This is a genomic window from Gordonia amicalis NBRC 100051 = JCM 11271 (assembly GCF_000332995.1).
Taxonomy (GTDB): domain Bacteria; phylum Actinomycetota; class Actinomycetes; order Mycobacteriales; family Mycobacteriaceae; genus Gordonia; species Gordonia amicalis.
Genome location: NZ_BANS01000003.1, coordinates 148,106 through 161,933, shown reverse-complemented (window position 1 = coordinate 161,933; position 13,828 = coordinate 148,106). Strand labels below are relative to the sequence as shown.

The window sequence follows — 13,828 nt, the reverse complement described above, 5'->3', positions numbered from 1 at the left end:
AGATCTGAAATATTGTCTACTGCAAGCCTGTCGGGGACGCCGAAGCGTCCCCGACAGGCTTGTGAGGGTGTGCTCTAGCGGGTGAAGGAACCGCTACCGGGTACGACGGTGAACGTCTGGTCGTTCTTGCCGATGATCGTCGTGGTGAATTCGACAGGCCCGGCGCCGGTCGCGATCGAGACCCCGTCCGACGGGCGTCCGTCGGTGCATGTGGCGAAGACCTCGCTACCGGAGTTCCCGGTCGACCGGTTCGTCCAGGAGATGCCGATGCGCGCGTCCTTCAGGTTCGTCGAGCAGGACTCGGTCGGGGTGGTGTTCAGTGAGACATGGGTGATCCCGGGTTCGGTTGCGGATGCGAGGATCGAGGCGACGAAACCTCCGGTTACACCGTTGGAGCCCACGGTGATGCCGGCGTTCGGGATCTGCTCGACGCTCAGTGGCTGCTCGCCGGGAGCCGCCTGCGCGGTGGCAGTGCCGAGGGTCAGTGCAGCGAATGCCGCGGCGGCTCCGAATCCAGCAACAGTCTTGCGTCCCATGTGTATCTCCCGTCACTTTGGACACTTCGAACCCACAGCGTACGGGAGTGATGTTGGACTCCTCAAGGTGGGGTCGGCCGCATTCTGCTGATACAGAAGATGCATGAGCGATCTGCACCACGCCGAGTCACCGAATCCGGGGCCGCATGACCCACTGTCCGCATTCCACCTCGGCGACCTGGCCGTCGAGCCCAACGGTGTGCGTGCCGCCCAGCTCCTGTGCTCGCAGTTCGCCGACCATCGCGGCCTCATCGAGGTGCCCGCCCTCGCTGTTCTCTTCGATCACTGCGGCGGAATCCCGTTCCATCGCGTCCACAACGATCCGGCGGCCGCCACGCTGCAGGCTCGGCTGTCGCTCTCGACGCACGGTCGCGCACGGATCGGGGACATGCTGGCGGCGCGTGCCGAGGTCGTGATGCACGACGACGGCTGGGGGTCGACGAGCGTCGAGATCCGTTCCGGCGCAGGGCAACTCTGCTGTGTCGGTTCCGCACGCAACGTCCGCGTCGGACGCGCCCCGACGGGGCAGACGCCGTCCGCGGAGATCGGGATGCCGATGCCCCGCTGCAACGACGACCACGGGGTGACGCTCCCGCCGACGATTCCCTCGGGTCTGCCGGGACGGGCGGTGGTCGAGGAGATCGCCACCAAGCAGCGTGACCCGGGGCCGCTCGTCGAGATGCTCAACGGCACGGTCGAGGTGCTCGACGGTGCCACCGACCGGGACGCCGGCATCCGCTTCCGCAGCGCCACCGATCCCTGGATGGGCAACATGTTCGGCACCATGCACGGCGGCGTCATCGCCACGATCGTCGGCCAGGCGGGCTCGTTCGCCGGCCACCTGCACGCCGGGCCGGGGCAGGATTACTCGATCGGCGACATGGCCATCGGCTTCTACCGCTCGCCCGCAGTGGACGGCGGCGAGGTCACCGTGGAGGTGACGCCGATCAAGACCGGGCGTCGTATCTCGTCCTTCGAGGCCACCATGACGTCCTACGACGACGTGCTGCTCAGTCGCGCGACGCTCGACGTCCACTATCACTGAGAGTCCGTCGCACCACTGCCCGAAAACCGCCCCTGAGATCTGCCCCTGAAAACCGCCCCTGAGATCTGCCCCGGAAAACTGCCCTGTGCAGCGGAGTCGGCGACATATCGTCGCCCGACGCGGTCCGGAGGGCCGTTTCCAGGGGCGGTTTTCAGCGTTTCCGGCCGAAAAACAATCAAGCGTGCTTGATTCTTCTGGGATCCTGTGTGAGGCTGACCGCATGACTGATCGGGCAGCGGCCGTCCACGGTGTGGTGGCAGATCTCGAGGCCGAGTCGGAGCAGCTCGATGCGCTGGTCGCCGACCTCGACGACGCGGGATGGGCGACGCTCACACCCGCACCGGGGTGGACGATCGCCCACCAGATCGCGCATCTGGCGTGGACCGATGAGGTCGCGGCCATCGCGGCAACCGATCCCGATCGCTTCACAGATCTCGTCACCGAAGCCCTGCAGAAGAATCCGGAGACCTACGTCGACGACGCCGCCGAGGCCGGGGCGGGTGCCCCGGCCGAGGAGATCCTCGCCGGCTGGCGTCTCGCCCGCGGCAAGCTCGCGGATGCGCTCCGGAACGTGCCACCGGGTGTGAAGATCCCGTGGTTCGGCCCGCCGATGTCGGCCGCCTCCATGGCCACCGCGCGATTGATGGAGACGTGGGCCCACGGCCTCGACGTCGCCGATGCCCTCGGGGTGACCGTGCTGCCCAGCGACCGCATCCGCCACGTCGCGCACATCGGGGTGCGCACACGCGATTTCGCCTACATCGTCAACGGCACGACCCCGCCGGCCGAACCGTTCCACTATGCGCTGACGTCGCCGTCGGGGGAGCTGTGGACGTGGGGGCCCGATGACGCGTCCGACGTCATCCGCGGTTCGGCGCTCGACTTTTGTCAGCTGGTGACCCAGCGTCGCGCCCTCGCCGACCTCGACCTGGAGATCGTCGGTCACGACGCGCTCGAATGGTCCGGCATCGCTCAGTGTTTCGCCGGCCCGCCGGGAGAGGGGCGCGAGCCGCGCGGGGCCTGAACCACCGCACCGACGACCCGACCCCAACACATCACAGTCACATCACACAAAGGAGCCTTGGGTGCCCATTGTCAGCCCCGACGTCTGGGACACGCCGGAACGTCTCGAACTGCGTTCGACGGTCCGCAGATTCGTCGATAAGCACATCCTGCCCTTCCAGGACGACTGGGAGCGTGACGGCGAGATCCCGCGTTCGCTCCACCTCGAGGCCGCGAAGCTCGGATTGTTCGGCCTCGGGATCCCCGAGGAGGTCGGCGGTTCCGGTGGCGATCACATCGACACAACGATCCTCGCCGAGGAACTGCACTACGCGGGTGCGGCCGGCGGCATCTTCGCCTCGCTGTTCACTCACGGCATCGCCCTGCCGCACCTGATCGCCGCCGGCGATCCGGAACAGATCGACCGTTGGGTGCGCCCGACCCTGGCCGGCGAGAAGATCGGCAGCCTCGCGATCACCGAGCCCGGCGGAGGCAGCGACGTCGGCCACCTGACCACGAAGGCCGAGCGGGACGGCGACCACTACGTCGTCAACGGCTCCAAGACCTACATCACCTCGGCTGTCCGGGCGGACTTCGTCGTCGCGGCGGTGCGCACCGGCGGGCCGGGCGCGGGCGGCGTATCGCTGCTCGTCATCGACAAGGACACACCCGGATTCACCGTCACCCGGAAGCTCGACAAGATGGGCTGGCGCTGCTCGGACACCGCAGAGCTGTCGTTCGTCGACGCACGTGTGCCGGTCAAGAACCTCGTCGGCCCGGAGAACTCCGGATTCGCCCAGATCGCCATGGCTTTCGTCACCGAGCGGTCCGGACTCGCGGTGCAGGCCTACGCCAGCGCGCAGCGCTGTCTCGATCTCACCGTGCAGTGGGCGCGCGACCGCGAGACCTTCGGCAAACCGATCATCGCGCGGCAGTCGGTGCAGGACAGCCTCACCGAGATGGCGCGTCGTATCGACATCGCCCGCACCTACACACGCGCCGTGGTGGAACGCAAGGTGACCTCACACGACGACCTCATCGCCGAGGTGTGTTTCGCCAAGAACACCGCCGTCGAAGCGGGAGAATGGGTGGCCAACAAGGCCGTTCAGCTCCACGGCGGACTGGGATACATGACCGGCACCGAGGTCGAGCGGCAGTACCGCGACATGCGCATCATCGGTATCGGCGGCGGCACCACCGAGATCCTCAACGGTCTGGCCGCCAAGCGGCTCGGCTTCCACGCCTGAACCGCTGCGAACATCCGAACCGACACGACCGAGAGGGAACGACGCGATGACAACCCTGGACAACCCCTTCGTGGAAACCCCGGAGCGCGCCCAACTGCGTTCCGCGGTGGCCGGTCTGGCGGCCAAATACGGCCAGGAGTACTTCCGGCAGTGCGCCCGTGAGGGACGCAAGACCGACGAACTCTGGCAGGAAGCGGGCAAGCTCGGCTTCATCGGGGTCAACCTCCCCGAGGAGTACGGCGGCGGCGGAGCCGGCATGTACGAGCTGGCGATCGTCATGGAGGAGATCGCTGCGTCCGGCACCGGGCTGCTGATGCTGGTGGTCTCACCGGCCATCTGCGGCAATGTGATCGCGCGCTTCGGCACCGACGAGCAGAAGCAGCGGTGGTTGCCCGGACTGGCAGACGGGTCGATCACGATGGCGTTCGGTATCACCGAACCCGACGCCGGGTCGAACTCGCACAACATCACCACCACCGCTCGCCGTGACGGCGCGGACTGGCTGCTGTCCGGCCAGAAGGTCTACATCTCGGGTGTCGACCAGGCCCAGGCGGTCCTGATCGTCGCGCGTACCGAGGACGCCAAGACCGGCAAGCTCAAGCCGGCGCTGTTCATCGTGCCGACCGATGCGGAGAACTTCTCCTACACCATGATCGACATGGAACTGCAGAACCCGGAGAAGCAGTTCCAGCTGTTCCTCGACGACGTCCGACTGCCGGCCGACGCGCTGGTCGGCGACGAGGACGCCGCTCTCAGCCAGCTGTTCGCCGGATTGAACCCGGAACGGATCATGGCTGCGGCGTCGGCGGTCGGGATGGGACGGTTCGCACTCGACAAGGCCGTGTCGTACGTCAAGGAACGAACGGTGTGGAAGACGCCGATCGGCGCGCACCAGGCCATCGCGCATCCGTTGGCGCAGGGCAAGATCGAGCTCGAGATGGCCAAGCTCATGATGCAGAAGGCCGCGACGATGTACGACGCGGGCGACGACTGGGGCGCGGCCGAGCCGGCGAACATGGCGAAGTACGCCGCGGCCGAGGCTGCGGTGAAGATCGTCGATCAGGCCGTGCACTCGATGGGCGGCAACGGACTGACGTCCGAGTACGGTATCGCGCCGATGCTGAGCCTCGTCCGCATCGCCCGCGTCGCGCCGGTCAGCCGGGAGATGATCCTCAACTTCGTCGCGCAGGCCAGCCTCGGCCTTCCCAAGTCCTACTGAGGTGTGGCGCCGGTGTCCACGGCAGTGTCCCCGAACCCAGGGTCGTCGAATGCCGGCCCGAATTCGCGTGGCCCGCAGCAGGAACGCTCACGGCTGACCCGTCATCGACTGCTGCGGTCCACGGTCGACGTGCTCGCGGCGGACGGATGGGCGGCCGCCACGGTTGCCGCCGTCGCCGAACGTGCCGGAGTGTCGCGAGGTGCTGCGCAACATCACTTCCCGACGCGGGAAGCGCTCATCACCGCTGCGCTCGAGCAGGTCTTCGACGACCTGACCGCGGCGGCGGGCAGCGAGATCGAGGCACCCGGCTCCGACGAGGCGATCACCCCTGCGCGGGTGAGCGCCGCGGTCCAGCGCGCGGTGGCGGTGTACACGGGCACGGAATTCAAGGCGGCACTGCAGGTGTGGGCCGCGGCAGCGTCCGACCCTGCGCTGCGCAAACTGATCCTGCCCCTCGAGGCGAAGTTCGCCCGGGCCGCCCATCAGCGGACGATGGCGGCGATGGGTGTCTCGCCGGATGACCAGAAGGGACGCCGCCTTGTCCAGGCGACACTCGACTTCGCTCGCGGACTCGGTCTCGCCGATACCCTGTCGGACGATTCGGCACGACGCGCCCAGGTGGTCGACACCTGGTGCGAGCAGATCGCCGTGGCGCTGGGCGTCGAATCCGGTCTCTAGTTCACCGCCCTCAGGCGGCGACCTCCTCGCGTGACCTGCCTCGGGTCCCGGCCCAGTAGACGCCGAAGGACATGAGCGCCATCCCGACGAACACGACCACCAGCGAGATGGTCATCGAGACATAGCCCTGCCCACGGGGATCGATGAACGGATACGGATATTAGTCGACGAGGGGTCCGCGGATCAGGGTGTACACGCCCTACACCAGCGGAACGGCCAACCAGGTGAGCCAACTGCGTTCGGGAAGCCGCTTGGCGCGCACCACGATCCAGTCCACCAGCATCACCAGGGGGATGATGCGGTGCAGCACGTCGTTGACCCAGCCGTAGGTGACGTCCACATCGACCCCGCTGAGCAGCAGTGCGTACACGATTCCGGTGATCACCATGCAGGTGGTCACCGCTCCGTCGGTAACCGGGATCCGATGATGCTCGGACAGTTGCCCGGTCCATCCCGGACACCGGTGGTGCGGCGCGCGGGGAACTGCGTGCGGCGAACCGGAGGGCAACGGATACGCGAACTCGCCCGGGGATGAGTCCCCCGGGCGAGTCCGGCTCGGCTCACTCGCCGTGGATGATGACCCCGCGAAGGTTCTTGCCGTCGCGGAGATCCTGATAGCCCTCGTTGACCTGGTCGAGGGTGTAGGTGGTGGTGATCAGCTCGTCGAGCTTGAGCTGGCCCTGATCGTAGAGACGCAGCAGCTTGACGATGTCGTACTGCGGGTTGGCCGAGCCGAACAGGCTGCCCTTGATCGTCTTCTGATTGAGCGTCAGGTCGGTGCCCGACACGTGCACGGTCAGTTTGGCCGGATCGGCGAGACCGGTGATGACCACTGTGCCGCCCTTGCCGATGACGGCCGTCGCGTTCGACACGACTTCCTCGTCGACCGTGCCCACGAGGATCAGTGCCTGGTCGGCGCCCTGTCCCCACGTCAGTTCGTTGACCTTGGCGGCGGCCTCCTGCGGGTCCGCATAGGCATGCGTCGCACCGAATTTCAGAGCGGCGTCGCGCTTCATGTCCACCGGGTCGACGACCACGACGAACTTGGCGCCGGCCGACACCGCACCCTGCACCGCGTTGATGCCGAGGCCGCCGATGCCGTAGATGACCACGGTGTCACCGGGTCGCACGCCGCCGGCGTACACCGAGGTCCCCCAGCCCGACGGTACGCCGCAGCCGACGAGGACCGCCTTGTCCAGGGGCAGCCAGTCGTCGACCTTCACCACCGAGTGCTGCGAGATGGTGGCGCGTTCGGAGAACGTGCCCAGCATGCACATGGCGCCGAAATCATCCTTGCCCGAATGGAATCGGAAGGTGCCGTCGGGCATCGAACCCTCGAGGATGGTCGCGCCCATGTCACACAGGTTCTGTCGTCCCGACGAGCAGTAACGACACGTGCCGCAGTTGGGGATGAAGCTGCACACGACGTGGTCACCCGGCTTCACCTTGGTCACACCGGGTCCGACTGCCTCGATGATCCCGGAGCCCTCGTGACCACCCACGATCGGGTAGCGGGGCGGCAGGTCGCCGTCGGTGAGGTGGAGGTCGGAATGGCACAGGCCCGCGGCGGTGTACTTGATCAGGACCTCACCCTCGCGGGGTTCGTCGAGATCGAGTTCGACGATCTCGAAGGGCTTTCCGGGGGCGGTGAGAACGGCGGCCTTGGTGGTGAGTGTCATGACGTGCTCCTTTGCACTTGATGGGAACTCTGGGTGAATCAGGGATGGCCGGTCACAGCGCGATGTTGACGGCCTTGGTCTGCGTGTAGAGGTCGATGGCCGAGGAGCCGAGTTCGCGGCCCCAGCCCGACTGCTTGTAGCCACCGAAGGGCATCGCCGTGTCGAAGCCGTTGTACTGGTTGACCCACACCGAACCGGCCTTGATCTGGCGGGCCGTCCGGTGCGCCTTCGACAGGTCGGTCGTCCAGATGCCCGCGGCGAGACCGTAGATGGAGTCGTTGGCCGCGGCCGCGACCCCGGTGTCGGCGTCGAACGGCAGCGCTGCGACGACCGGCCCGAAGATCTCCTCGCGCACGATGGAGAAGTCGGGTTCGACGTCGCCGAACACGGTCGGCTCGATGAAGAATCCCTCATCGCCCCAACGCTTTCCGCCGGTCAATGCTCGTGCACCGTCGGCGAGTCCGGCCGCCAGGTAGCCGGACACGCGGTCGAACTGCTCCTGACTCACCAGCGGTCCGAGTTCGGTGGCCGGATCGAGGCCGGGGCCGATCTTCGTCTGGGATGCGGCCTCGGCGACCGCCGCGGTGAAGTCGTCGAAGATCGGACGCTCGACGAACAACCGGGTGCCGGCGACGCAGCACTGGCCGTGGTTGAACATCCACGCGGCCACCGATCCGGCGACCGCCTTCTCGAAGTCGGCGTCGGCGAAGACGATGTTGGGGCTCTTGCCGCCCAGTTCGAGCGACACCTTCTTGAGATTGCCCTTCGCCGCCTCGACGATCTTCTTGCCGACCTCGGTGGAACCGGTGAAGGCGATCTTGTCGACGTCGTCGTGTGCGGCGAGGGCGGCGCCTGCCTCGCCGTATCCGGTTACGATGTTGACCACGCCGGGCGGGAAGCCCGCCTCGTCGAAGATCTCACCGAGCAGCAGTGCGGTGAGGGGGGTCTGCTCGGCGGGTTTGAGGATGACGGTGTTGCCCGCCGCGAGCGCCGGCGCCAGTTTGAAGGCGGCCATCAGCAGCGGGAAGTTCCACGGGACGATCAACCCGCACACCCCGACCGGTTCGCGCAGCGTGTAGGCGTGGAACTCGCCACCCGGTACGAACGGCATCGACACGTCGACCGTCGAACCGGTGATTTTGGTGGCCAGGCCCGCGTTGTAGCGGAAGATGTCGGCGGCCCAAGCGGTGTCGACGGCGGTCGCGATGGTCGCGGCTTTGCCGTTGTCGAGTGCTTCGAGCTGACCGAACTCGGCCGCGCGTTCGGTGACCAGATCGCCGACGTGCCAGAGCAGCCGTTCGCGTTCGTTCGGCTTCATCCGCGTCCACGGTCCGGAGTCGAAGGCCTCGCGGGCGGCGCGGACCGCGCGGTCGACGTCGGTGGCGTCACCGTGAGCGACCGAGGTGAGGGGACGGGTGGTGGCGGGGTCGATGGTCTCGAAGGTGCGGCCGGACGCCGACCACACCCATTCACCGCCGATCAGCATCGGGCGGTCGTGGCCGATGAAGTCGCGGACCTTCGGGAGCAGGTCGGTGGCGACTGCGGTCATGGGTACCTCCTGGGAAAGCGCTCGACGCCGGTGGCGAAGCGAGCGGGTCGAGACGAGCCGGTCAGGGTGATCTGGGTCATAGCTGTGACCTGACTCATTTCTGCCACCGATCGGGGCGGTCGCCGTGTCCAGAAACTGAACACCTTCACCTCGTCGTTGCCGGATGGCGTGATCCGGGGTCGCGGAAAGTGCGTCCGGCGGCGTCGCTAGCGTGTCCGGGGGTGGCGAGCGCCGCCTCCACATCCGGAGAGGGAACCGATGGCAGCGCGCATGGCCGACCGTCTTCGCGGTGCGCTGCAGTCGGTGGGACCGCCGGGAGCGTCGGTGTCGCTGCGCGAGGCGGTACGTGCCGGAGTCGGATCGGTGCTGGGTCTGGGGCTCGTCGGACTCGTGCTCGCGACGTCCGGAGTCGATCTGCGGACGGGTCTGTTCCTGATCGTCCTGATCGCACCGTTCGGGGCGTCCGCGGTCCTGATGTTCGCCGCGCCCAACAGTCCGCTCGCCCAGCCCTGGTCGGCGGTCGTCGGCAACACCGTGTCGGCGTTCGCCGGCGTCTTGGTGACCCTGCTGGTGTCGCCGAGTGAGCTGCGCGTCCCGCTCGCAGTCGGTGTGGCGGTCCTGGCCATGGTGGTCTGTCGCGCAGTGCATCCGCCCGGCGGCGCCGTCGCGATGACCGCCGGGCTCAGCCCGGACGTGGTCCACGCGCTCGGGGTCCGGTTCGCCCTGGCCCCCGTCGCCGTGGGGACGATCGCGCTGGTCGTGCTCGCGGCCGGATACGCACGGGTCACCGGACGCCGGTATCCGTACCGTCGGTTCGACGACGAGTCGTCGGCCACCGCGCGGATCGGACTGGACGAGGACGAGCTGACCGACATCCTCAACCGGTACAGCCAGTCCCTCAATCTCGGTGTCGCCGATCTCGCACGACTCATCGGGGCAGCCGAACTCCAGGCTGCGGGCCATCGCGCCGACCCGCTCGTCGCCGGTGACGTCATGTCCGGGGATCTGGTGACAGTGGGACCGGACGCGACACTTCCCGACCTGGCGCAGATGTTCGACACCCACCGCTTCACCTCGCTGCCCGTGGTGACGCGCGGCGGCCGGTTCCTGGGTGTCGTCTTCCAGATCCATCTCGTCTCACGCCTTCGCGTGGGCTCGGCACGCGGATCGGACCGGATGTTCGCCCGGCTGCTGCGCCGGGACGGCAGCGTCCTGACGGCCGCCGACGTCATGGACACCACGCTGCCGATCGCGGCGCCGGACGCGCCGGTGACCGCGTTGTTGCCGATGCTCGCCGACAGCGGATGCGGTGCCGTGCCCGTGCTCGACGGGGACCTGCTGGTCGGCATCGTCACGCAGACCGACCTCATCGCCGCGCTCGCACGGCACACGCTGGCCGATCCGCTCGTCGACTGACGTACGGCCCGGCCTCATCGCGGTGCCTACTGGATCCCGAGTGCTCGCATCCGCGCGTACAACGTGGTGCGGCTGATCCCGAGGTCCCGGGCGGCGCGGACCTTGTTGCCGCCCGCTCGGTCGAGCGCGTCGACGATCGCGGTTCGCTCGGCCTGTTCCCGTCCGGAGAGATGGGCCGCCCGACTCGTCGTCCGATAGGTGGCCGGGAGATCCGCGGTTTCGATCACGCGTGCCGCCCGCTCCCGGCACGACGCCGCGGCCTCCCGCAGGACCGCGATCAGCTCGGTGAGGTTCCCGGGCCAGTCCTGGCTGAGCAGGGCGTCGGTCGCCGGTCCGGACAGCGTGAGTTCAGGATCGATCTCACCGAGGACGCCGCTCGCGACGGCCGCGAGCTCCGAGGTCCGGTGACGTAGTGGCGCCGGATCGATGCGGGTTGCGCACCGGCCGAGCAGCGCCGCGACCGCGGGACCCGCCTGTGCGCGAGGACCGCTGACGAGGATCAACGGCGCCGCCGCCGGTGTCGATGCCGTGGCCCGCGTGACCAGGGCGATGGACCGGTCGTCGAGCAGGTCGACACCGTCGATCACCAGCGGGACCCCCGACGATCGAGCTCGTGCGAGCTGACCGGCGACATCCGGCTGTCGACCGTTGATCAACTCGTCGGCGACGTCGACGACCACGGTTCGGCCGGACTCGTCGGATGATTCGGCGGCAAGTTCGAGAGCCAGCGTCGTGCGTCCGGTGCCCGGCTCACCGGAGACGGCGACGGTCGTGCGAGACGGCCGGACCGGAGTGGACCGCGTCGGCGTCGTCGGTGTGCTGAGGGCGCGGAAGCGGAACAGTGCGGCCCCGCGGGTACCGGCCACCGGTTCGACGGCGACCTCGACCTCCGCCCCGGAGACGAGCGTGAGGGGCAGCGTCGTCGTACGCAGCGCGGGATCGGTGGCGATCACGCGGAGTGCGCCGATGTCGGTGGGGGAGAGCAACTCGGCGGCCAGGGCATTGGTGAGTTGCAGGTCGTCGCCGATGGCGGCCACCGCGATGTCGCGACGTGGCGCGGCGCGCTGGAAGGCGTCGAGCACGCGTCGCTGGTGCGCACGGGATCGGTCGAGCAACCGGTCCGCGATGTCGGCGACGATGCCGTTGACCACCGGCACCGCGAGCGGGTTGATGCGGTCGGCGATCTCGGACATGCAGATGATCCCCGCGAGGCGTCGCGTCGCGGGATGGATGATCGGCTGCCCGAAGCAGCTGATCGTCCGGAACTGTTCGAGGTAGTGCTCGGTGCTGTTGACGATCACACCGCCGCGCGTCTCGGCGGGGGTGCCGAGCGCGGTGGTCCCGACGATGTCCTCGCCGAACGGGACACCGGGCGTCGCACCGATCGCATCGAGCCGGCGTTCGACGGTCGTCCCGAATGCCACCCGGGTGACCATGCGGCACTCGTGGTCGACGAGCAGCAGCGACACGTCGGTGTCGGCGAGACGGGCCGCGGCGTCGTCGAGGACGGGACGCGCCGCATCGAGCAGCGGATCGGCGGATCCGATGTCCCGGAGTCGGGCGGGGGTGTTGTCCTCCGGCCTGACTCCCGATAGCGCCGACCGTCGCCACGAGTGCTCGATGACAGGGCGGTGTGGCGTTCGATCTGGCCGGAACGAGAGAGTGTCGATGACACCAACGTGACACACATCACCGACGAAGGAAAGCCCGGATGCCGGGCCGGAACGGCGTCGGTGGGTCGTACTACCGTGGGCCCATGCGCGTCGCGACCTGGAACGTGAACTCGGTGAAACAGCGGATTCCGCGCCTGCTGCCGTGGCTCGACGAACGGCGTCCCGACGTCGTCTGCCTGCAGGAGACCAAGCTCTCCGATACCGCATTCCACGAGACGCTCGGCGCCGATCTCGCCGAACGCGGTTATGAGATCGCGCATGCGGGGCAGGGTCAGTGGAACGGCGTCGCCCTGCTCTCGCGGGTCGGGCTCGATGACGTGCGAATCGGATTCGACGGCATGCCCGGCTACCCGAACCCGGAGACGCTCGAGGCGCGGGCGGTCTCGGCGGTGTGCGACGGCCTGCGCATCTACTCGCTCTACGTGCCCAACGGCCGCACCCCGGACTCCGATCACTACACGTACAAGCTCGAGTGGCTGGCCGCGCTCGCGCGCGCGGTCACAGACCCGTCGTCGACGCTTCTCTGCGGCGACATGAACATCGCTCCCGCCGACGCCGACGTCTTCGACCCGGACGCCTACGTCGGGCACACGCACGTCACCCCGCCGGAACGGGCGGCACTCGCCGAGTTCGCGGCTCTGGGTCTGCGGGACGTCGTCCGTGACCGCTGGCCGGACGACCGGGTCTTCAGTTACTGGGACTACCGTGCCGGAATGTTCCACAAGGACCTGGGCATGCGGATCGACCTGATCCTGGCCGGCGAGTCCGCCGCCGGCCGGGTCGAGGCGGCCTGGATCGACCGCAAGGCGCGCAAGGGCAGCAAACCCAGCGATCATGCGCCGGTCATCGTCGACCTCGACGAGGCCCCCGACGGGGACATCGGCCCGGTGGTCCCGCCCCCGTCGAATCCGGCCAAGCGCGGTGGCTCGAAGGTGAAACTCCCCCAGACGCCGGAGTGATCCCGCTCACTATTCTCGAATCTGCTGCGCCGCAACGTGATTCGTCAGCGCCCACACGGGATTGGCCTGTTGAGACGATTGCGGCAACCTGTCTCTTCTCCGATATGATCACCGCGGCCCGAGCACGGGCCAAAGATCCTCGTGAGAAAGAGAATTCACACATGAAGCACCTCAGGGCAGGGATCATGGCGCTGGCCATGATGGGTGCAGTACTCGTCGCCGTCCCCGTTGCGACGGCACACGCGGCACCGGCGACGGTGGCGCTCCCGACGGCGTCCGCAGCGATCGGCGGCGACCACAGGAGCGTGATCGTCGACGTCCGCGGGGGAAGCCTCGCGGTCACGCCGGCGGGTGCGCTGCAGATCCTCGACGGCCGCGGTCGCACCGTCTCGTCGATGCCGCTGTCGGGGCAGATGGACGGGTTCACCGTTCCGCTGCGCGCCGCGGTCGGCGCGGACAAGTCGTCGGTCACCCTCACTCCGGTCGTCGGAACGGATTTCCGGTCTGTGCTCGACGCCGCCGAGACGAAGGCGGCCAAGCAGCGCCTGACCAAGCAGCAGCGTTACGACATCATGTGGACGGAGCTGAACAAGGGCTGGCGGGGGAACACGCCCTTGTACACGCTGATCGGCGGCCTCATCGGCTTCATCGTCTTCGGCTGGATCGGCGCCGGCGTCGGTGCGTTCATCGGTGCCTACATCGGCTACGGCGAGTCGAACCCGAAGGCGTGGCCCTCGGTCGTCGCCTGGTTCAACACCCCGTAGGCGTCCAGAATCGTCATGCCCGCCCCCGGCCGGATCTCCGGACCGGGGGCGGTGTCGTATC

At 68.1% G+C, this 13,828-nt stretch carries 12 protein-coding genes and 1 pseudogene; 8 read left to right on the top strand and 5 right to left on the bottom strand.

The features are described 5' to 3' along the window. Positions 1–74: 74 nt before the first annotated feature. On the bottom strand, positions 75–536 hold the full coding sequence (locus GOAMI_RS02135) for a hypothetical protein (RefSeq protein WP_006434736.1): 462 nt from the start codon (positions 534–536) through the stop codon (positions 75–77). Between the two features lie 103 nt (positions 537–639). On the opposite strand from GOAMI_RS02135, the gene GOAMI_RS02130 reads away from it, so the two are divergent. The 5 genes from GOAMI_RS02130 to GOAMI_RS02110 all read left to right on the top strand — a co-directional run bounded on the left by GOAMI_RS02130 (position 640) and on the right by GOAMI_RS02110 (position 5,727). Further along, entirely contained in the window at positions 640–1,581 is a 942-nt protein-coding gene (locus tag GOAMI_RS02130) for a PaaI family thioesterase (protein WP_006434735.1), read from the top strand. A 220-nt stretch (positions 1,582–1,801) separates the two neighbouring features. Next, complete coding sequence (locus GOAMI_RS02125) at positions 1,802–2,605, top strand: TIGR03084 family metal-binding protein (RefSeq protein ID WP_006434734.1); 804 nt, start codon at positions 1,802–1,804, stop codon at positions 2,603–2,605. A gap of 61 nt (positions 2,606–2,666) precedes the next feature. Further along, positions 2,667–3,830 carry an acyl-CoA dehydrogenase family protein gene (locus GOAMI_RS02120; RefSeq protein ID WP_006434733.1) on the top strand — a complete coding sequence of 388 codons (1,164 nt, stop codon included), beginning with the start codon at positions 2,667–2,669 and terminating at the stop codon, positions 3,828–3,830. 46 nt (positions 3,831–3,876) lie between these two features. Beyond that, on the top strand, positions 3,877–5,049 hold the full coding sequence (locus tag GOAMI_RS02115) for an acyl-CoA dehydrogenase family protein (RefSeq protein ID WP_006434732.1): 1,173 nt from the start codon (positions 3,877–3,879) through the stop codon (positions 5,047–5,049). 3 nt (positions 5,050–5,052) lie between these two features. After that, positions 5,053–5,727, top strand: a complete 675-nt coding sequence (locus GOAMI_RS02110) for a TetR family transcriptional regulator (protein ID WP_006434731.1) — start codon at positions 5,053–5,055, stop codon at positions 5,725–5,727. A 10-nt stretch (positions 5,728–5,737) separates the two neighbouring features. Here GOAMI_RS02110 and GOAMI_RS02105 read toward each other — a convergent pair. The 3 genes and pseudogenes from GOAMI_RS02105 to GOAMI_RS02095 all read right to left on the bottom strand — a co-directional run. Further along, positions 5,738–6,133, bottom strand: a pseudogene (locus GOAMI_RS02105) (Pr6Pr family membrane protein); the annotation flags it as partial. 154 nt (positions 6,134–6,287) lie between these two features. Continuing rightward, positions 6,288–7,406, bottom strand: a complete 1,119-nt coding sequence (locus tag GOAMI_RS02100) for an NDMA-dependent alcohol dehydrogenase (protein ID WP_006434729.1) — start codon at positions 7,404–7,406, stop codon at positions 6,288–6,290. Between the two features lie 52 nt (positions 7,407–7,458). Then, entirely contained in the window at positions 7,459–8,955 is a 1,497-nt protein-coding gene (locus GOAMI_RS02095) for an aldehyde dehydrogenase family protein (protein ID WP_006434728.1), read from the bottom strand. Between the two features lie 258 nt (positions 8,956–9,213). Between GOAMI_RS02095 and GOAMI_RS02090 the strand changes: the two genes are divergently transcribed. Next, positions 9,214–10,371: an HPP family protein gene (locus GOAMI_RS02090; RefSeq protein WP_006434727.1), complete on the top strand. Its 1,158-nt coding sequence runs from the start codon at positions 9,214–9,216 to the stop codon at positions 10,369–10,371. A 26-nt stretch (positions 10,372–10,397) separates the two neighbouring features. Here GOAMI_RS02090 and GOAMI_RS02085 read toward each other — a convergent pair whose 3' ends face one another. After that, a complete protein-coding gene (locus GOAMI_RS02085) occupies positions 10,398–12,059 on the bottom strand; it encodes a sigma-54-dependent Fis family transcriptional regulator (protein WP_006434726.1) in 1,662 nt (553 codons plus the stop codon). Positions 12,060–12,127: 68 nt separating this feature from the next. Here GOAMI_RS02085 and GOAMI_RS02080 point away from each other — a divergent pair, with 68 nt between their 5' ends. Together GOAMI_RS02080 and GOAMI_RS02075 are read left to right on the top strand one after the other, a co-directional pair. Next, the gene (locus GOAMI_RS02080) at positions 12,128–13,003 is read left to right on the top strand and encodes an exodeoxyribonuclease III (RefSeq protein WP_006434725.1); all 876 of its coding nucleotides are present in this window, start codon (positions 12,128–12,130) and stop codon (positions 13,001–13,003) included. 161 nt (positions 13,004–13,164) lie between these two features. After that, positions 13,165–13,767, top strand: a complete 603-nt coding sequence (locus tag GOAMI_RS02075) for a DUF8020 domain-containing protein (protein ID WP_006434724.1) — start codon at positions 13,165–13,167, stop codon at positions 13,765–13,767. Positions 13,768–13,828 lie beyond the last annotated feature (61 nt).

Coding starts and splice junctions, on each gene's coding strand:
- GOAMI_RS02135 (WP_006434736.1), bottom strand. CDS start 536: ATGGGACGCAAGACTGTTGCTGGATTCGGAGCCGCCGCGGCATTCGCT.
- GOAMI_RS02130 (WP_006434735.1), top strand. CDS start 640: ATGAGCGATCTGCACCACGCCGAGTCACCGAATCCGGGGCCGCATGAC.
- GOAMI_RS02125 (WP_006434734.1), top strand. CDS start 1,802: ATGACTGATCGGGCAGCGGCCGTCCACGGTGTGGTGGCAGATCTCGAG.
- GOAMI_RS02115 (WP_006434732.1), top strand. CDS start 3,877: ATGACAACCCTGGACAACCCCTTCGTGGAAACCCCGGAGCGCGCCCAA.
- GOAMI_RS02100 (WP_006434729.1), bottom strand. CDS start 7,406: ATGACACTCACCACCAAGGCCGCCGTTCTCACCGCCCCCGGAAAGCCC.
- GOAMI_RS02095 (WP_006434728.1), bottom strand. CDS start 8,955: ATGACCGCAGTCGCCACCGACCTGCTCCCGAAGGTCCGCGACTTCATC.
- GOAMI_RS02090 (WP_006434727.1), top strand. CDS start 9,214: ATGGCAGCGCGCATGGCCGACCGTCTTCGCGGTGCGCTGCAGTCGGTG.
- GOAMI_RS02080 (WP_006434725.1), top strand. CDS start 12,128: ATGCGCGTCGCGACCTGGAACGTGAACTCGGTGAAACAGCGGATTCCG.
- GOAMI_RS02075 (WP_006434724.1), top strand. CDS start 13,165: ATGAAGCACCTCAGGGCAGGGATCATGGCGCTGGCCATGATGGGTGCA.